Source organism: Cupriavidus sp. 22TCCZM01-5 (assembly GCF_057798915.1).
This window is the reverse complement of record NZ_JBYOJR010000005.1, coordinates 77,856-96,121: the sequence shown is the minus strand read 5'-3', so window position 1 is coordinate 96,121 and position 18,266 is coordinate 77,856. Positions and strand designations below refer to the sequence as shown.

The window sequence follows — 18,266 nt, the reverse complement described above, 5'->3', positions numbered from 1 at the left end:
TCCGTATCATCCTGCCTGGCGATGCTTCCCGCTTTGCCTTGTGCGCCCTGCATTTGACAATTGACGACAGCGCGCTGAGCGTGGCCGGGTGGGGCCTGTTGTCGGCGCCCCCGTGCGCCGTACCGTTCATTCGTCGAGGCGGATCTTTGCGTCGGTTGCGATCTTCGACCAGACTTGCAGATCGCGGCTGACAGTCTCGCCGAACTGCACCGAGGTCTTCATCGGCGGCGGGCCAAAGTTCATCGATTTCATCATGGCCGCCAGCTCGGGGGACGCCTGGACCTTGTTGGCTTCATCGGCCAGCCTCTTCACGATCGCCGGGTTGGTTCCCGCCGGCGCGAACATGCCGAACCAGCCCACCGCATCGAACTTGTAGCCCTGTTCACCCATTGTCTTGACATCAGGAAGCTGCGGCGCGCGCACATTGCCAGTAATGGCAATGGCACGGACCTTCCCGGAACGCAGGAAGGGAACGGGCGCGGCCGGATCGGTCCAACCGATTTTCACGACACCCGAGGACAGGTCGGTCAACAGCTGGTTCGAGGTCCGATAGGCGACGTGATCGGTCTTCATGCCGGTCTGCTTCTTGAGCCACTCCATGGTCAGCTGCCCTGAAGATCCCGTGGCCCAGCTCGCGTAGCTGTACTTATCCGGATTCGCCTTCACCAGCTGGATAAGCTCCTGCAGGTTGTGGACCGGCAGGTCATTGCTCACCAGCAACATCACGCCACCCTCGGCCGTCTCGGCGATCGGGACAAGGCTCTTCTGCGGATCATATGGGATGGTCTTCAGAACGGCCGGGGCGACGACCTGGTTCGATGCCGTGGTGTAGAGAATCGTGTATCCGTCGGCCGGCGCCTTGACCACAGCGTTGGTTCCGATGACTCCACTGCCGCCTGGCCGGTTTTCAATCACGACTGGCTGCTTCAAGACTGCCGTCAGGCGTTGCGCCATCACGCGTGCCAGGGCATCGGTTCCTGATCCCGCCGACGACGCAACGATCATCTGGATCGGGCGTGCTGGCCAGGCCTCCTCCGCCTGCACCCAGCCGGAAGCGCACAGCGCCAGGAGCGCTCCCGTGCCCAGCGTGACCGCGACCCGCTGTTGAATTCGGAATGCCATTGTCTACCTCCATGTAATTTTCTGTCAGCGCGCCCTCAAAGCCGCTTTACTGGCATTCGAACTTGCGCAGGAAGCCCTGGTGGCCGCCGTTACGATTGGGGGCGAAGCCATTCTTCTGAAGCGTTTCTTCTACCGTGTCGTAGAACACGCCAAGCTGCAGGATCTCGCGGGTCTGCTGCGCTGTCGCGATGGGGCGGCCAAACTCGCCGGCGATACGCACCAGTTGCTTGATCTGCTCGACCGTGCTCATCTTGCCCGTGCGGGTCTGGTTCCAGAGTACATCCTCGATGCCACACCGCACGTGCAGGCCCAGAGCCATGCCGATCATATTGATGGGCAGCACGTTCAGCACGGAACTCTCCACCGTTAGCACGGCGCCGTCCGGCACAGCACGCAGGATGTTTGCCAGGTTGTAGATGTTCGCCTGGTCCATGCCGCCGCTGATAGCCACCCAGTTCATCACCAGCGGGCCCTTGTAGACGCCGCGGCGAATCATCCGCTCGATGGTTTCAAAGCTGTTGATGTTGTAGCACTGGAACTCGCTTTGAATTCCGGCGGCTGTCAGGCGTCGAACGTGCTCCTCGTACCAGCTCGGATTCGAGGGCACGACCATGTCCTTGTAGGTATCGTAGAGGTGCGGGAATCCTCGCGAAACGCCCTTGAAGTCATCCACACCGGCATGCTCCGTCACGTTCATCTGCGACGTGTTGACGGTCACCGTCACCTGGTCGGGCTTCGGATCGAGTTCAGCCAGCATATGGCGCGTGTCATCGCTGAGCCATTTGGCGGCCTGCCCTTCTTCGGGCGCGAAGCTGATGGAGCCCCCCACCTGGATGACCATTTCCGGGCAGGCGGCGCGCACCCCGGCGATCAGTTCGTTGAACTTGGACAGGCGCTTGCTGCCCTTGCCATCTTCTTCGCGCACGTGCAGATGCAGCACGCGCGCACCGGCTTCGTAGCAATCCACCGCCTTCTGGATCTGATCCGCCATGGTGACGGGGATGTCTTCCGGGAAGTCCGAAGGAATCCAGCCCGGCGCGTAGGGAGCGGCGGTGATGATCAGCGGTTGCTGGTTCTCGGGATAGAGGTGGCCGTCGAGGAAGTTCATGTTGATGGATCTCCAGTTGAGATGTGAATCTTGAGAATGTCGAACCAGATGGGAAACTGTCAGATCATGAAAATGGATGAGCCGGTGGTCTTTCGGGATTCGAGATCCCGATGTGCCTGCGCGGCGTCCTCCAGCGCATAGCGCTGGTTGATCTCGATGCGGATGCGGCCTGCCGCCACGTGGCCGAACAACTCGTCGACCAGTTCCGCCTTTTCGGCAGGATCGGCGATATAGTCCGCCAGGCCGGGGCGAGTCAGGTATGCCGAGCCTTTGCGGGCCAGGATCGCCGGATCGAACCCCGTGACTGGGCCGGAGGCGAAACCCACGCATACCAGCAGGCCACGGCGCTTGAGCGAGTCCAGCGAGGACATGAAGGTATCCTTGCCCACGCTGTCGAACACCACGGACACGCCCACGCCATCCGTCAGTTCCCGCACACGCTTCGCTACGTCCTCATGGCTGTAATTGATCGTGTGATCGCAGCCATGCGCACGCGCCAGTTCGGCCTTGGCATCGGTGGATACCGTGCCGATCACGGTCAGCCCAAGCAGCTTGGCCCATTGCGAAATGATCAGCCCGGCACCACCCGCCGCGGCGTGCAGCAGAATGGTGTCGCCCGACTTGAACGGGTAGATGCGGCGCATCAGGTAGGCCGCTGACAAGCCCCGCATCGTCATGGCCGCGGCGACCTCGCAACTGATTGACTGCGGCAGCTTGATCAGCGGTGCGGCAGAGATCAGCCGCTCAGTGCTGTAGGCGCCGAGCGTGTTGGTAAAGCCCGTATAAGTCACGCGATCGCCAACTGCCAGATGCTTGACGCCGGCACCCACTGCCTCAATAACGCCGGCGGCTTCGTTGCCAAGGCCGCTGGGCAGCGGAACCTGGTAAGTACCGCTGCGGAAGTAAGTGTCGGCGAAATTCAGGCCTACGGCCGCGTGACGGAGGCGGACTTCGCCCGGCCCCGGCTCGCCGACACTGATGTCCTCAAAGCGAAGGACATCGGGGCCGCCTGTCTCGTAAAACTTCACGACTTTCGCCATGTCGTCTCCTGTTTTTTATCAGAGTTGACTGTTCACCTGCGGCTTGCCGCTCGGGCTCGCCAAAGGACAACTGAATCTTCTGGCCTGGCGCAACTTTCCGCTTTGCCGTTCACGTCTTGGTCTTTTCCTTTTGTGACACCCCGGCGCCGGTGTCGTGGCTTGTCCGCAGCATCAATCCGGGCGTCGATGCCAAGCCTCGCTCAGCGCGAAAAAGGCCAGGCACAAGCGCCAGCGCGCTCTGCCCGGGACTGCGGCAGAGCGCGCTGGCGCTTGTATGTGCTGGGCGAGCCCTGCTTCCGGCTCCCGTCAGGCTCAGAAAATGTGACGGATACCCACGGCAGCGCCGAACATCGACGTCTTGCCATTCGGCAGGGCGTAACTGTTCAGCGTCAGGCTGGTGGCAAAGTTGCTCGCGGCCGATTCCATGGCCAGACCGCCGTTCCTGGAATAGGCCGTGGTCAGATAAACGTCCGTACGCTTCGAGAACGCATAGTCGGCAATCAGGGCGATCTGCCATGGATTGGCCAGGCCAGTGTTGCCGCCGAGATTTTTTACATTCTGATAGTCGTACTCGAGCGTAAAGTCGATTGCGGAAGACAAGCGGTATTGACCGCCGATCCAGTAGAAATCGTCGCGCAGAATCAGCGTACCGTTCTGGCTCTTGTTCTGGCCCCAGCGGTAGCCGCCCATTACCCTTGCGGTGTCATTGAAAGCAAAGCTGGCCATGACCGCAGCCTTCTTGAAAGCCCCGTTGCCGGTTCCGATGGTCGGATTCCACTGGTCATACGCGATGCCCACCCCGAAAGGCCCGGCAAGATAGCTCGCACCAGCGCCATAGGCGGAGTCGCGACGGAACTGTCCCGGCACCTCGCCATTTCCGCCCGCAGCCGGAACGGTCGAGGTGACTTGCGGAAGCGTCGTCCCCACGCCGAACGACCAGTTTGCATTGACGGTGAGGCCCCCGAACGTGCCCGTATATTTCGCGGTGTTGTCTTCGCGGAAGTTGCCGCCGGCGATCACGCCAACGGGCTCATACTGCGTGGCGTATCGCGCCGGCACAAAGTTGGCCAGCGTAGAGAACATGGAAGTGTATTGACGGCCAAAGGTAAGCTGGCCGTATGGCGCAGCAAGACCAACGAAGGCCTGGCGGCCAAACAGGCGGCCACCCTGTTGCGAGGTGCCGGCATCGGAATTGAAGCCGCTCTCCAGGACAAAGATCGACTTCAGCCCTCCCCCCAGGTCTTCCGTGCCACGAAGGCCCCAGCGAGAGCCGGAGTATCCACCAGCGTCCTCGCGAATGACCTTGCCGCCCTGGCCCGGGTTGAAGCCATTACTCGCCGAGGGCACCGCTCCGACGTGATTGACATATTCGACGTTCACGTCGACCACGCCGTACAACGTCACGCTGGATTGCGCTTGGGCGGCTCCACAGGCACAAGCAGCCGCCAGGCCAATCATCGTCTTCTTCATTCCGTTCTCTCCTCCACCTTTCTCTGTTTGAATCGTCCTGCCATCTCGCTATGGCGAGGCAATGCTAAGGAACATTGCCGTCGCGCGACGCAGCGACTTCCCGGAAGTCACGAATTGACAAGTCCGTGTCCAGACAAGACAAGCCTGGAAACCGTGAATGCCAGATACGCGTCGGCAAAAAACCACGGCTTGAACTCACCGCAGCGTCAGCAGACCGGAAGAGACAATGCTTGAGAATCGGGCAGCCTCGGACTCAAGGCCAGGAAGAAGTGCGCACGGCGCGGGCGGACAAGTGCCTGGTGATCAGGACTGGATGAGGGTATTGGGAGACGTAGCGAGTAGCGAGTCGTCCGTGTCACCAACGCTGACAACGCCTGAAACGAAAGAACCCTGGGACAATCGCGTGATTGCGCCAGGGTCCTCAATGCAAAGCGCTGGCGACCAGCATGGACGCTAGCGCTGTGCCTGCTGTCAATCCGTTCCCTTCAGTTCGATCAGCAGATCCTTCGCCGCCACGCGGTCTCCCTGCTTCACGTACACGGCGGCAATTTCGCAGTCGCGCTCGGCCGGGATATGGGTTTCCATCTTCATCGCCTCGAGCGCAAGTAGTGTCGTGCCGGCCGCGACCTTCTGGCCCGGCTGGACTGCCACGGTCACGATCGAGCCCGGCATCGGCGCGGCAATATGCAGCGGATTGCCAGGGTCGGCAACGGTCCGGCCCTGACGCGCCGGCCCGGTTTGCGCGGCATGGCGCTGTTCGATCACCGCCGTGCGTGATTGCCCGTTCAGTTCGAACTGGACCTTGATGTTGCCCTCCTCCGCGTCCGGATGAGAGCCCTGCAGGGAGATGAGCAGGGTCTTGCCCGGGGCGATGTCGACCGCGACCTCCTCCTGTGGCTGCAGGCCATAGAGGAAGGCCGGCGTCGGCACAACCGACGTATCGCTGTAGGTCCGCACGTGCGTGTGGTACGCGACCGCCTGCTTGGGGTACATCAGGTAAGACGCCAGCTGCCGGTCGTCGAGGGACTGTTCGCACGCCGCTTCAGCTTCGGCGCGTGCTGCCTCCAGGTCCACCGCCGGAATCTGGTCGCCGGGCCGGTAAGGCGCGGGCGGCTCGCCGCGCAGGACCTTGCGCGAGAGTTCCGCGGGGAACCCGTCAGGCGGGAAGCCCAGTTCGCCCTTGAACAAGGAAACCACCGACTCGGGAAACGCGATCTCCCGGGCCGGATCGCAGACATCGGCGGCACTCATATCATTGGCCACCATCATCAGTGCCATGTCGCCGACCACCTTGGAGGTCGGCGTCACCTTGACGATATCGCCGAACATCTTGTTGACCTCGGCATACGCCTGCGACACCTCGGTCCAGCGATGCTCGATGCCGAGCGAGCGCGCCTGCTCGCGCAGGTTCGTGTACTGGCCGCCGGGCATCTCGTGGCGGTAGACATCGGCCGTGCCGGCGCGGATCTCCGATTCGAACGGTGCGTAGTAGCGGCGCACGCCCTCCCAGTACATCGACGCCTCGTGCAGCCGCTCCAGCTCGAGCCCGGGGTCGCGCTCGCCGCCGGCGAGTGCCGCCGCGATGCTCGACAGGTTCGGTTGCGAAGTGAGCCCGCTCATCGCATCCAGCGCGCCATCCACCGCATCGCAGCCCGCACCAATGGCAGCCAGGACGGAAGCGGCCGATATGCCGCTGGTGTCGTGCGTGTGGAAGTGCACAGGCAGGCCAGTCTCGTCCTTGAGCGCCTTGACGAGCGCTGCCGCGGCTTGCGGACGGCAGATCCCCGCCATGTCCTTGATGCCCAGCACGTGCACGCCGGCAGCCTGCAGTTCGCGCGCGATCCCGACGTAGTACTTCAGGTCGTACTTCGGGCGGGAGCCGTCGAAGATGTCACCGGTATAGCAGATCGCGCCTTCGCACAGCGCGCCGCTTTCGCACACGGCATCGATCGCGACGCGCATATTGCGCACCCAGTTCAACGAATCGAAGACACGAAACACGTCCACGCCGGCGCTGGCAGCCTGGCGGACAAAGAATTTCACCACGTTGTCCGCATAGTTCGTATAGCCGACAGCATTCGAGCCGCGCAGCAGCATCTGGAACAGGATGTTCGGCACCCGCTCGCGCAGTTGCTCAAGACGTTGCCACGGGTCTTCCTTGAGGAAGCGCAGCGCCACGTCGAACGTCGCTCCACCCCAGCACTCCATCGAGAACAGCTGCGGCAGTTCCCGCGCGTAGAATGGCGCGATCGGCAGCATGTCCGCGGTACGCATGCGCGTGGCGAACAGCGACTGGTGCGCGTCGCGCATGGTCGTGTCGGTCAGCAGTACCCGCTTCTGCTCCAGCATCCAGCGCGAGAACTTCTCCGCACCGAGTTCGCGCAGCAGGTCGCGCGTGCCAGTGGGGAGCGGGCCTGCGGTATCCACCGCAGGCAACACCGGGCTCGGCAATGGCAGCGGCGGCAGCAAGCGGCCGCTCATTTCCGGATGCCCGTTGACGCACACATCGCCGAGATAGCGCAGCAGCTTGGTCGCACGGTCCTGCCGCTTGGTGAAGGCCAGCAGTTCCGGCGTCTTGTCGATAAAGCGCGTGGTGACGTCGCCTGAGCGGAAGGCCGGATGGTTGATGACGTTCTCAAGGAACTGCAGGTTGCACGCGACGCCGCGGATGCGGAACTCGCGCAGCGCGCGGTCCATGCGCCGGATCGACTCGGGGGCAGTCGGTGCCCACGTGGTGACCTTGACCAGCAGCGAGTCATAGTACGGCGTGATCACGGCGCCACCGTAGGCCGTACCGGCATCCAGGCGCACGCCGAAGCCCGCCGCGCTGCGGTAGGCGGAGAGCCGGCCATAGTCCGGCAGGAAGCCGTTCTCGGGATCCTCGGTCGTGATCCGGCATTGCAGCGCATGCCCGTTCAGCGAAATACCCGACTGTTCCGGCACGCCTGCAGCGCGCACGACGATCTTGCCGTCGGCATCGCGCGTGTTCTCCGTCATGCCGATATGGCCGCCCTCGGTAATGCGGATCTGCGCCTTGACGATATCGACGCCGGTCACCATTTCGGTCACCGTGTGCTCGACCTGGATGCGCGGGTTGACTTCGATGAAATAGAACTGGCCGGAATCGGCATCCATCAGGAATTCGATCGTGCCCGCATGCGTGTACCCGACTGCGCGCATCAGCCGCATGGCAGCATCGCACAGCGCCGTCCGGCCGGCATCGTCCAGGTAAGGCGCCGGCGCGCGCTCCACCACCTTCTGGTTGCGCCTCTGCACGGTACAGTCACGCTCGTACAGGTGCACCAGGTTGCCGTGCGTATCGCCGAGCGCCTGTACCTCGACATGGCGCGCGTTGCGCACCAGTTTCTCGACATAGACCTCGTCGTTGCCGAACGCGGCCAGCGCCTCGCGGCGTGCGGCCGGCAGCGCGGTCTCCAGGTCCTGTTCGTTCTCCAGCATGCGCATGCCGCGCCCGCCTCCGCCCCAGCTCGCCTTGAGCATCAGCGGATAGCCAATGCCGGCCGCCAGGCGCTTGCACTCGTCCAGGTCGTGGGGCAACGGATCGGTCGCCGGCATCACCGGCACGCCCGCCTCGATCGCCGCATTGCGAGCCGCTACCTTGTTCCCCAGCTTGCGCATGACCTCTGGCGACGGGCCGATCCAGCGGATCCCCGCGTCGATCACGGCTTGTGCGAAATCGGGATTCTCCGAGAGAAAGCCATAGCCGGGGTGGATGGCGTCAACCTTTGCCTTCCGGGCGATGCGCAGGATGTCGTCGATGTCGAGATAGGCCGCCAGCGGCTTCTTGCCCTCGCCAACCAGGTAGCTTTCGTCTGCTTTGAAGCGATGCAGCGCGAGGCGGTCTTCCTTCGAATAGATCGCCACCGTCCGGATATTCATTTCGGCCGCGGCGCGCATCACGCGAATCGCGATCTCGGAGCGGTTGGCAATCAGCAGAGACTTGATCGGGGTGTAGTTCATGGGGCAATAGAAAACGAGTCCGCCATACGCAAAAGGCACGGCATGGTTAGATGTCGGATAGCGAAGCTCTCCCCGCTAGCGAGCCAGAGCGAACAGACTGCTATTCGTGCCAGGCAAACGGCGTGTGCGAATCCATCCAATCATGGTGTCCCTTTGCGACTGCCCATGCCCAATGCGAACGCCGTGGAGGCGCCTCAGCGCAATTGCCGCTTTCCCTGCACGCATGGCCAGCATGCAGCTTGCTCCCCTCGCCGGCAGGCTCGCGGTTCGCGCCTGCATCGATCTGTCCGTAATACGTCACCGTGCACTCCTCCTGATAACCTCGACGCCACTCTATGGCGCATTCGATACGAGATATGCGGAACACGATCCTCGTGCCCATAAGCACATGGGCATCGCAAGAAGCGCACCAACGCCTCATAAATAGCGTAACTCATTGTTTTTATTACGAATTTCTACATTGATCGGCAACCGGGACTTTCAGCATCGAAATTCATGCTTTCAACCCTGAAATCCTGCAATCCTCGCGAGCGCGCGGCTGGGCCTTGCCGGGACCTGGGCGGTCTTGCTGCTAGCACGCCTCGCCGGGCCTTGCCTCTTTCACCCCACTGTACTCTGCAGCGCCCGCGCGAACTGCCATTGAAGCCTCTTCCCAGGGACCGCTATCCTGCCTGCGGGCCGGGTTGCTGCGCGCGGGGTGCTAGACAGCGCCTCTGGCATAAGATCGCCGGAGGATGCCCGGCCCGCCTCCAACCAACCCTTCGCCGTAGCGACCAAGGCCGTCATGACAAGAGGCTTTGGCAGTGACATCCATGGCTGCCTCGGCATGCTGCGCCCGGCCACCGGCAATACGGGTATATCGCTAGCGCGGCTCACTGGCGGGCCTGCCTATACTGGCGGGGCGCCGGGCACCGACAGGGAACTGCCCGCTTGCGCCCAGATACTTCAGCAGGCATCGGCGGCCCTCCCTGGATGGACCCCGGTTGCCTGCCCACGGGCCATGAACATGGAGAAGGGCATGCCCAACGAACAATTCCTAGCCACCCAGGAAACGCGCCGCTCCGGCCTGCAGGCCCTGCGCGCGGCGCTGCTGCAGGTCCACAAGGAAGTCATCGGCTATGACCGCGGGCAGTACGAGCGCCTGAATGGTCCCATCCCCGCAGGCTTGTTCGTGCAACTGGTGACGGAAGACAATTTCTTCCGCTGGCTCGACCCGCTGTCGCGCCTCATCATCGAGATCGACGAGGAACTGGAGTCCGCCGAACATCACGATGAAACCTGCCGCGCCGTCGCCCGTGCCACGGAAAGGCTGTTCAGCGACAAGGGAGACGGCACGTTCCGCAAGCGCTACCAGGAAGCCCTGCAGGACGAATCCGGCGTCATCGTGGCACACGGGCGGCTGATGTCCGTGATCGGACAATTGCGGCAGTTGCCTTAGCCCTTGCTTCGCACCTTCCGTTTCCGCGGGTGCAGCACCTCGGTATCGACGGCAACCGGATCGCTTGCGGGGAACGTTTCCTCCAGGGCCTCATCCAGCTCGCGCTCGATTTGCTCGTCGGGCGTTGCCGGCGCAGGCTTGTCCTGTGCCGGACCTGGCTTCGGCGCATGCCCTGTGACCGGTTTTCTCATGGCAACACTCCTCTGCTTGCGGCCTGTGCGCGCCTGTCAGCGATCGACGGACGCCCGGGATTGATCTCGCGCAGCATTAGTGCCCGTGGCCGCCGTGCGAACCGCTCCAGCCACCTCGCCCGCCCCCGCGCCAACCGCCATGCCAGCCCCCACCGTGGCCATGCCACCCTCCATGGCCACCGTACCAGCAGCATCCGCCGTAGATGGCAAAGCTGCCATAGTAGCTACCGTAGCCCGGACCGTAGTAAGGATAGCCAGGCGTTACCGGATAGCCGCTGTAGTAAGGAGAACCGGCCGGATAGGCTGGGTAGGCAAGATAGTCGCCGCCATAATAATCCGGATACACCGCGCAACCTGCCAATAGCGTGGCCATCGCTGCCGTCGTGAAGATGCTACCGACCGTGTATCGCATGATCCATCCAACGCCTGCGCGTGGGCCGGATTGCCCACCTTATATCCGTTAGACCCGCGGTGCCCCGGACTGATCCCGAGGGCATCCTGCCCCCGGATCGCCAGACTTAGTGTCCAAAGACACAATTCATGGACAAATTTAGGACTTATCCGATTTTCTAATGAGAACTAGCGGAATAAATTCGCCCGTGCACCCATCCCGCGGGTGCCCCGACGAGCCAGGACCCCCTTCCTGGTTCATTACACTGCCACGATGGTCCCCGCCATCGTGGCATTTCTTTCGCTGCGCCGGATCGTGGGAATTGGAAGGGGTTGGTTTTTCGTGCTTGGCAGGCGCTGCTGTTTCGCCGGCATGGCCGGCGGGGCCCTTCAGTGAATGATTAAGTTATCGTCCTGGCGCCTGTAGTCCTTGTTCCACCATATCGATCAAACGCTGCCCAAGCACCTCGGCCTGCGCCGGCTCCCTGCCGCGCAGGGGTCCGTCGAGCAGCAACATCGACAATCCGTGTACCGCGGACCAGGCCAGGTACTCGGCGCCGGGACGGCGCTCTGCCGGCAGGATTCCGGCCTCGGCCATCCTGTCCAGTGCCGTCGACAGCAATTGGAAAGGATTCAGCCCGCTATGGCCCGCCTTCGCCGGATCGGCATCGGTCTCTACCTCGTCCGGCACGGAAAATGCCGTACGAAACAACCCAGGCTCGGCAAGTGCAAAACGCAGATAGCCGGTGCCGACGGCGCGCAGGTTTGCGCGAGCCAGCGCCGCGGCGCTGCTGCCGGGCCGGATCCCGCCCAGTTCGGTCTCCATGGCGATCGCCAGCGCGGACAGTGCCGCCGCGCGCACGGCCTGCAACAGGTCCTGCCGGCTGGAAAAGTGCCGATAGGCCGCGTTCGGTACCACGCCAGCCCGGCGCGTGGCTTCGCGCAAGACGACGGCGTCCGGCCCTCCTTCGCGCGCCAGGTCGATGCCAGCCTCCAGCAGCGCACGGCGCAGGTCGCCGTGACGATACGTCGCGCGGGCCGGCATAGGTGAAGCGATCCGGCTCATGATTTTCCCCCAGCACACACTGTTCTTATCTTGTACAGCCAATAGTGAACAGTGTACACAATGGCAAGCGACGGCGCAGCCCTGGTGCTGTGGCTACAGGATCGGCGCGAACAATTTCGCCACGTGCATGGCGACGCGCAGCGGCGCCGGTGCCCTGAGGAACTCTTCGACACCGATGCGCCGCGCCTGCGCAAAATCGCTTTCCAGCATGTCGGCGACCTGCCCCGCGAACTCCCGATCGGCCGTCATGATCATCAGCTCGAAATTCAGCCGGAACGAGCGATTGTCCAGGTTCGCGGTACCGACTGCCGCCGCCTCGTCGTCGATCAGGATGACTTTCTGGTGGAGAAAGCCTGGCTGGTAGCGGTACAGCTTGATGCCGGCGGTTACCGCCTGATGCGCATAAAGCGTGGACGCGGCAAACACCACCAGATGGTCCGGCCTGGCAGGGATCAGGATACGTACGTCCACCCCGCGCAGTACCGCCAGGCGCAGCACCGCGAAGACCGCCTCGTCCGGGACGAAGTAAGGCGACGTGATCCAGACCCTGTGCTTGGCCGCCTGGATTGCCTCGACAAAGAACAGCGAGCAAGTCTCCTGCGCATCGGCCGGGCCGGTGGGCACCACCTGGCACGTCATGCGGCCGCCCGCGTCAGGCGGCGGCATCAACAGGTAAGGCACTTCGCGTGCGGCCCAGTACCAGTCTTCGGCAAACGCCATCTGCAGGTCCAGCACGGCACTGCCGCGCACCCTGATATGCGTGTCGCGCCACGGCGCCAATGGGGGCCGCTGGCCAAGATATTCGACCCCGACGTTGTGCCCGCCGACAAAGGCCTGCGCGCCATCCACGATGACGAGCTTGCGATGGTTGCGGAAATTGAGCTGGAATCGATTGACAAAGCCGCGGTGGGTGGAAAACGCCCGCGCCTCCACGCCAGCCGCCAGCAGCGTTTTCACATAGCCGCGCGGCAAGGCGTGGCACCCGATGCTGTCATAGAGGAAGTAGACCTTGACGCCAGCCTGTGCACGTTCGCATAACAGCGCCTGGAGGCGCCGGCCGAGCACGTCGTCGTGGACGATGAAGAACTGGACGATCACCACCCGCGTGGCGGCGGCCACCGCCTCGAAAATGGCCTCGAACGTTGCGGTGCCATTGACCAGCAGGCGCACATCGTTGTTGGCCAGGCAAGGCATGCCCGTCAGCCGCGGCAGCGCGCGCATGCAGACCTGCTCCGGCGCGTGCACCACGCAGGCGCTGCGCGCCTCGCGGTCTTCGGGCGTCATGCCGTGGCGGATCTCCCGCAGCCGGTCGTCGTTGAACCGGCGCGCGTTGACATAGCCCGCAAACCGGCTCCTGCCGAAGATCAGGTAAGGCACCAGCGCAATGTACGGCATCATCACCAGCGATCCTGCCCAGGCGATCGCGCCCGGCGCCGTGCGCACCGTGATGACCGCGTGCAACGCGGCCAGTACGCCGATGATATGGAAGATCAGGACGGTCGTCGCGACAACGCTCGCGCTCAGCATGTGCAGGCTTCCCAGGTTCGCGCCATGCGGAACCGGATCACGATAGGTCCTATTTTGGCACAGCGAAGTGCCGGCCGCGGCTCCGCGACCTCGATTGCCCCCTTCCGACCCGGTAAGCGCCCGCCCAACGCAATCTCGCCACGCTTCTGCTCTACCTCAAAGTTCCGGCTGGAATCGGATTTGTCCGATTGTTACGCGGCGTTTGCCTTTATACGCTTGCGGATCAATGCCTTCGGCAAACCCGATTCCCTGACTCCTGCCACCATCGTATGCCTGACCCCATGAACATCGCGCTGCTGAGCGGTCAGTCAGCACACCTCAAAACCATGCCGGACCTGCTGGCCCGCTCAGGCTTTCGCTGCAATGTCTTTGCCTCCCCGCGCGCGCTCATCCAGGGCGTCAGCCAGGCTTCGTACGACATGCTGCTGATCCACGACGAACTGCCGGACACTAGCGCCGTCGATGTCATCCGCACCGTGCGCTGCGCGCGCTCGCGTGATCTGCCCATCATGATGCTTGGCGACGGCAGCAACGAGGAGGCACTGGTCGAAGCACTGGACGCCGGAGCCGACGACTACCTGTGCGGTCCGCTCAGCGCGCGCGTTCTGATTGCGCGCATCGGGGCCCTGCGCCGGCGCGCCACGGGCGACCGCCAGAGGCAGGGGCTGGTGGTGCGCGCAGGCCCGTACCAGCTCAACAGCGTGGGCCGTTTCGCGTTGCTGCACGGCGAACGCATCACCCTGACGCCCAAGGAATTCGACCTTGCCATGCTGCTGTTCTCCAATGCCGGCCGCGTGCTGGCCAACCGCCGCATTGAACAGGCCATCTGGCACCATGAACTGCCACCCTTGTCGCGCGCCCTGGCCGGACTGATGTCGCGCCTGCGCAAGACCCTGCGGCTCAGCCTGGAGACCGGCATTTCGATCACGGTAGTCTATGCGCACGGCTATCGCCTGGATATCCACGACGACGACCCCATGCATCAGCCCAATCCGCTTGCCGGCAAGCCATTCGCACTGTCTCACCCATGACCCTGGCTAGGCGGGCAGCCGGTCAGCCAGCGTCTTGAAGTCGATTACCGCAAGGCCGTTCGCGGCCCGCTTGGCCGCATGCTTTGCGGCGGCGGCCGCGGCACCGATCTGCTGGCTGCCGACGTGCTGCATGCCATTCACCGCCTCCGCCCCCACTCGCACCACGCCTGCCGCCATCGAGACTGGCGGGAAGAAAGCCGGCTGACCGTTGCGGTCCTCGGCATGGATGCCGCCCGCGGCGCGGTCTGCCGGCGTGTACATGTCTCGAGCCGCCTCGTTGAAGCGGCCAATGGCCGCGCCCACGCGCGCTGCCCAGTCCGCGCTCTGGTATAGCAGCAGGAAGTCGTCACCACCGACGTGGCCCAGGAAATCGCGTGCCGGGTCGCAAGCCTCGGTGAGGATGGCTGCGGCCCCCTTGAGCATCTCATCGCCTTCCCAGTAGCCGTACTTGTCGTTGTATGGCTTGAAGTGGTTCAGGTCGACATAGCATGCGACAAACGCATTGCCGGCCTCGATGAGGCGATCGATATGCTGGTTCAGCGGAATATTGCCAGGCAGGAATGTAAGCGGATTGGCATAGCGCGCAGCCTCCATGCGGACCTCCGTGATCGCGCGAACCAGATCTGCCCCATTGCCCAGGCCCATGTAGCGTCCATGGCTGGTGATGACAAAACCTTCGGCCAGCGAGCGCGGGTTCTCGCCAGCCAGGATCTGCGTCATCGCTTCCAGCCCGGCATGCAGGTCGAAGCAGGCGGGCTCGCGGTTGGCCTGCGTAATGCATGCCTTCTTGCCGTACAGTTCGCGATGGAACGGCGCCGCATAGCGGTCCATGAAACTCTGCCGGTTGATGATGGCCAGCGGCTTCTGGTCTTCGCTGACGATCGCCACGGCCTGCAGATCGGGCTGCGACTGGAACGCTTGCAGCACGTCATCATTGGCCGTACCCGGCAAGACAGCCGGCGCCACGCGCAGCAGCCGCCCGGCCGTGATGCCCGACCAGCCGGAACGAACCATCTGGGGAAACACCGCGATCTGGCGCGAGGTCAGCACCCGCCTGACGTGCATGCCGGCCTGCGCTGGCGGCTCGGCCCGCGGCCGCCCCAGGTAGTAGCCTTGCGCCCCGGCCACGCCGAGGTCGCGGATCACGGCCAGTTCTTCTTCCTCTTCAATGCCTTCGGCGATCACACGCCCGCCAAACGCCTCCATCATGCGCAACACGCCGCGCAGGATCTCCAGGCGCCGCGAACACGACGCGATGCCGCGGATCAGCGACTTGTCGATCTTCACGAACTGCGGCGACAGGTGGGCCAGCAGGTCCAGGTTCGCATGGCCGGTGCCGAAGTCATCGAGCGCGTATTGCATGCCCAGTTCGCGCAGGACTGCCATGGCCTGACCGAAGCTCGCCGCATCGCCGATCGGCGTCTGCTCCGTGACCTCGATCACCAGGCGCGCCGGCGCGATGCCGGCTCCAAGCAGCATGGAAAGACCGCTGCCGCGCCCGGCAAGCAGATGCCGCAGCGTAAGCGGGCTGAAATTGAGGAAGAGCTTGCCCGGCAGGTCGAGCGCGCCCCAGGCCGCCAGCGCCGTGCGCGCGGCATGCATCTCCAGCGCAATGGTGCCCGTGGAGCCCTGCGCCAGCCTGAACAACGCCTCCGGACTGGCATGCGGCGAGTTTGCCGGGCCGCGGATCAGCGCTTCATAGCCAAGTATTTCCGCCGACTCCGCTTGCACGATGGGCTGGAAAACGGCATGCAGGGGCGGCAGCGACGGCAAGGAAATAGCTGCCTCGAGACGGGCATCTGGAGGCATAGCGGCAGGCAAGCCTGGCATAAAAAGGAAAACCGGAAAATTGCTGGGCAAGCGCCCGGCGCATATTTCATGACAACAATATGACACCCATGTGACACCGAGCACACCTGATGCCTGTCACGCTATCGTCACATTTCTGCACCAGTATCCGTGCCGGCTGTGGCCCACGCGCCCCATTCATCGAACCAGCGCGACCGCCCGGCCGGGTCAAGAACGTCCGGGATTGCGCAGTCGCCCCATTGCGGCCTGCACGATCTGACGGACACGTCATGCGGGCACCATGTCCGCCGGAGTCGTATTCGTGTTGCAGACACTCAAGCTATCCGGCCAGCCAGGCCAGGCCCGCTGGACCTCGCGCCTCGCGCGCCTGCCGTTGCTGGCGCGACTGTGCGCCGCGTTCGCGCTGGTGTACCTGTTCGGCGCCGCGGTCGGCGTGACAGGCATTGTCAACCTCATTGACCTGCGCCAGCGCAGCGACGCACTCTATCGCCAGGACATGCACGGGGCGATTTCCGCCGAACGGGCGCAATCGGCGCTGGCTCGGCTGGGACGGGCGCAGTTGTCCATCACCATGGCGACGAGCGGCAGCGAGCGCGATGAAGCTGCCGCCGACATCGACGCGGCGCTGGGCCGGCTCGATACTGCGCTCGAAGGAATCCGGCGCGCTGCGCCAGCCCAGGCCGAGCGCCTCCAACCCGAGCGCGCCCAGGCCGGCAAGCTGCTGCAAGCCTATGTCGCACTGGTACGCCAGCAACCGCTGGACCCGCTGCAGTTCGACAGCGCGGTTTCCGTGGACGGCCATTTCGTCTCGGAACAGCTCATGAGACTGAGCGGCATGATGGAAGCAACACGCGCGCGCCAGGAGCGTCAGGCCGCCGACACCATGGCAAGCGTCGGTTCGCGCCAGGCCATGGCCCAGGCGCTGATGATCGGCCTGCTGGCGGCCAGCCTGGCCGCCGCAGCCGCACTGGCATGGTTCGCCGCACGCAGCCTCACCACCGAGCTTGGCGGCGAACCGGCAGACGCCGCGGGGGCGGCCACGCGCATTGCGGCTGGCGACCTCACGGGCGCGATCCGCCTGCGCAGCGGCGGCACCCACAGCGTGCTGGGCCTGCTTTCGCGCATGCGCGACCAGTTGGCCGGCGTGCTGGCACGCATCCGCGATTCCGCCCAGGACATTACCGCCGCCAGCGCCGGCATCGCCGCGGGCAATCACGACCTCGCCGCGCGCACCAGCCAGCAGGCCGCCGCGCTGGCGGGCGCGGCCGAGAGCGTGCGCCGCCTGGCCGAGCTGGTCAGACAGTCCCACACCCAGGCCACCGGATCCAGCAGCGTCGCACAGCAGGCGCGCACAGCCGCGCATTCGGGCTCGGCAGTCGTGCGCGAGATGAGCGGCGCCATGGAAGCCGTACACGTGCATTCGCGGCACATCGCCGAGGTCGTCACACTGATCGAGAGCATTGCGTTCCAGACCAATATTCTCGCCCTGAATGCAGCGGTCGAAGCCGCACGCGCCGGCCCGGCCGGGCGCGGCTTCGCCGTGGTGGCGCAGGAAGTCCGCGCATTGGCGCAGCGCAGCGCGAGTTCGGCCCGAGAAATCGGCGACATCGTCGGCAACGCCACGCGAGAGATCGAGCGCAGTGCGCACCTGACCACGGAAGTGGTCAACGCCATGGATCGCATCGACACCGCCGTGGGCCACAGCCACGATCTGGCCAGCGAGCTTTGCGGACTGGCCGATGAACAGGCTCAAGCCGTCCGCGCTGTCGGGCATTCTGTCGGGCAGCTTGAGCAAACCGCACAGCAAAATGCCGAGCTGGTAGATACCGTGGCGGCGCAGGCCGAGCGCCTGGATAGCCTCGCGGCAGGGCTGGAGCAGGATGTGGCTCGCTTCCGCTTCTAGCCTGCGGGCGCCGATAAGGGTACAGATGTGTCAGCCGGAAACATTTGATATTGAGAGGTAACCGGCATTTACGAGTTCAGCGAGGAAGTTACAGATATGTTTCACTTGCGGGCGGCGCTGTTACGCGCGGCGCCCGGGTTGCCGGGTAATCTTTGCTCACACCAACCCGATGTGTAACCCCAAGGAAATC

The 18,266-nt window shown here is 64.0% G+C and carries 13 protein-coding genes; 3 read left to right on the top strand and 10 right to left on the bottom strand.

Annotated elements, in window-relative coordinates:
* Positions 1 to 126: 126 nt before the first annotated feature.
* From AC3FNH_RS06775 to AC3FNH_RS06755, 5 genes are all read right to left on the bottom strand, one after another.
* A complete protein-coding gene (locus AC3FNH_RS06775) occupies positions 127 to 1,122 on the bottom strand; it encodes a Bug family tripartite tricarboxylate transporter substrate binding protein (RefSeq protein WP_488719469.1) in 996 nt (331 codons plus the stop codon).
* 46 nt (positions 1,123 to 1,168) lie between these two features.
* On the bottom strand, positions 1,169 to 2,230 hold the full coding sequence (locus AC3FNH_RS06770; RefSeq protein WP_276101362.1) for a beta-keto acid cleavage family enzyme: 1,062 nt from the start codon (positions 2,228 to 2,230) through the stop codon (positions 1,169 to 1,171).
* Positions 2,231 to 2,289: 59 nt separating this feature from the next.
* Entirely contained in the window at positions 2,290 to 3,270 is a 981-nt protein-coding gene (locus tag AC3FNH_RS06765) for a quinone oxidoreductase family protein (RefSeq protein ID WP_488719468.1), read from the bottom strand.
* Positions 3,271 to 3,582: 312 nt separating this feature from the next.
* On the bottom strand, positions 3,583 to 4,740 hold the full coding sequence (locus AC3FNH_RS06760) for a porin (RefSeq protein ID WP_276101360.1): 1,158 nt from the start codon (positions 4,738 to 4,740) through the stop codon (positions 3,583 to 3,585).
* 471 nt (positions 4,741 to 5,211) lie between these two features.
* Positions 5,212 to 8,721, bottom strand: coding sequence for a pyruvate carboxylase (locus AC3FNH_RS06755; RefSeq protein WP_488719467.1), 3,510 nt, complete (start codon positions 8,719 to 8,721; stop codon positions 5,212 to 5,214).
* A gap of 1,018 nt (positions 8,722 to 9,739) precedes the next feature.
* On the opposite strand from AC3FNH_RS06755, the gene AC3FNH_RS06750 reads away from it, so the two are divergent.
* Positions 9,740 to 10,159, top strand: a complete 420-nt coding sequence (locus AC3FNH_RS06750; protein WP_276101358.1) for a hypothetical protein — start codon at positions 9,740 to 9,742, stop codon at positions 10,157 to 10,159.
* Here the strand turns inward: AC3FNH_RS06750 and AC3FNH_RS06745 are convergent.
* The 4 genes from AC3FNH_RS06745 to cls form a co-directional block, all read right to left on the bottom strand.
* Complete coding sequence (locus AC3FNH_RS06745) at positions 10,156 to 10,350, bottom strand: hypothetical protein (protein ID WP_276101357.1); 195 nt, start codon at positions 10,348 to 10,350, stop codon at positions 10,156 to 10,158. The genes AC3FNH_RS06750 and AC3FNH_RS06745 overlap by 4 nt on opposite strands.
* 76 nt (positions 10,351 to 10,426) lie before the next feature.
* Positions 10,427 to 10,762, bottom strand: a complete 336-nt coding sequence (locus AC3FNH_RS06740; protein ID WP_488719466.1) for a hypothetical protein — start codon at positions 10,760 to 10,762, stop codon at positions 10,427 to 10,429.
* A 384-nt stretch (positions 10,763 to 11,146) separates the two neighbouring features.
* Entirely contained in the window at positions 11,147 to 11,806 is a 660-nt protein-coding gene (locus tag AC3FNH_RS06735; RefSeq protein ID WP_276101355.1) for a TetR/AcrR family transcriptional regulator, read from the bottom strand.
* A gap of 93 nt (positions 11,807 to 11,899) precedes the next feature.
* Entirely contained in the window at positions 11,900 to 13,333 is a 1,434-nt protein-coding gene (gene cls / locus AC3FNH_RS06730; protein ID WP_488719465.1) for a cardiolipin synthase, read from the bottom strand.
* Between the two features lie 281 nt (positions 13,334 to 13,614).
* On the opposite strand from cls, the gene AC3FNH_RS06725 reads away from it, so the two are divergent.
* Positions 13,615 to 14,364: a response regulator transcription factor gene (locus AC3FNH_RS06725; RefSeq protein WP_488719604.1), complete on the top strand. Its 750-nt coding sequence runs from the start codon at positions 13,615 to 13,617 to the stop codon at positions 14,362 to 14,364.
* A 6-nt stretch (positions 14,365 to 14,370) separates the two neighbouring features.
* Here the strand turns inward: AC3FNH_RS06725 and AC3FNH_RS06720 are convergent, their stop codons facing one another.
* Entirely contained in the window at positions 14,371 to 16,194 is a 1,824-nt protein-coding gene (locus tag AC3FNH_RS06720) for an EAL domain-containing protein (protein ID WP_488719464.1), read from the bottom strand.
* A gap of 280 nt (positions 16,195 to 16,474) precedes the next feature.
* On the opposite strand from AC3FNH_RS06720, the gene AC3FNH_RS06715 reads away from it, so the two are divergent.
* On the top strand, positions 16,475 to 18,076 hold the full coding sequence (locus AC3FNH_RS06715; protein ID WP_488719463.1) for a methyl-accepting chemotaxis protein: 1,602 nt from the start codon (positions 16,475 to 16,477) through the stop codon (positions 18,074 to 18,076).
* The last annotated feature ends 190 nt before the right edge of the window (positions 18,077 to 18,266 follow it).

What these genes read in the sequence shown, in the direction of transcription:
- AC3FNH_RS06760 (WP_276101360.1), bottom strand. Translation starts at nt 4,740, where the DNA reads ATGAAGAAGACGATGATTGGCCTGGCGGCTGCTTGTGCCTGTGGAGCC.
- AC3FNH_RS06765 (WP_488719468.1), bottom strand. Translation starts at nt 3,270, where the DNA reads ATGGCGAAAGTCGTGAAGTTTTACGAGACAGGCGGCCCCGATGTCCTT.
- cls (WP_488719465.1), bottom strand. Translation starts at nt 13,333, where the DNA reads ATGCTGAGCGCGAGCGTTGTCGCGACGACCGTCCTGATCTTCCATATC.
- AC3FNH_RS06745 (WP_276101357.1), bottom strand. Translation starts at nt 10,350, where the DNA reads ATGAGAAAACCGGTCACAGGGCATGCGCCGAAGCCAGGTCCGGCACAG.
- AC3FNH_RS06720 (WP_488719464.1), bottom strand. Translation starts at nt 16,194, where the DNA reads ATGCCAGGCTTGCCTGCCGCTATGCCTCCAGATGCCCGTCTCGAGGCA.
- AC3FNH_RS06725 (WP_488719604.1), top strand. Translation starts at nt 13,615, where the DNA reads ATGAACATCGCGCTGCTGAGCGGTCAGTCAGCACACCTCAAAACCATG.
- AC3FNH_RS06750 (WP_276101358.1), top strand. Translation starts at nt 9,740, where the DNA reads ATGCCCAACGAACAATTCCTAGCCACCCAGGAAACGCGCCGCTCCGGC.
- AC3FNH_RS06755 (WP_488719467.1), bottom strand. Translation starts at nt 8,721, where the DNA reads ATGAACTACACCCCGATCAAGTCTCTGCTGATTGCCAACCGCTCCGAG.
- AC3FNH_RS06740 (WP_488719466.1), bottom strand. Translation starts at nt 10,762, where the DNA reads ATGCGATACACGGTCGGTAGCATCTTCACGACGGCAGCGATGGCCACG.
- AC3FNH_RS06770 (WP_276101362.1), bottom strand. Translation starts at nt 2,230, where the DNA reads ATGAACTTCCTCGACGGCCACCTCTATCCCGAGAACCAGCAACCGCTG.
- AC3FNH_RS06775 (WP_488719469.1), bottom strand. Translation starts at nt 1,122, where the DNA reads ATGGCATTCCGAATTCAACAGCGGGTCGCGGTCACGCTGGGCACGGGA.
- AC3FNH_RS06735 (WP_276101355.1), bottom strand. Translation starts at nt 11,806, where the DNA reads ATGAGCCGGATCGCTTCACCTATGCCGGCCCGCGCGACGTATCGTCAC.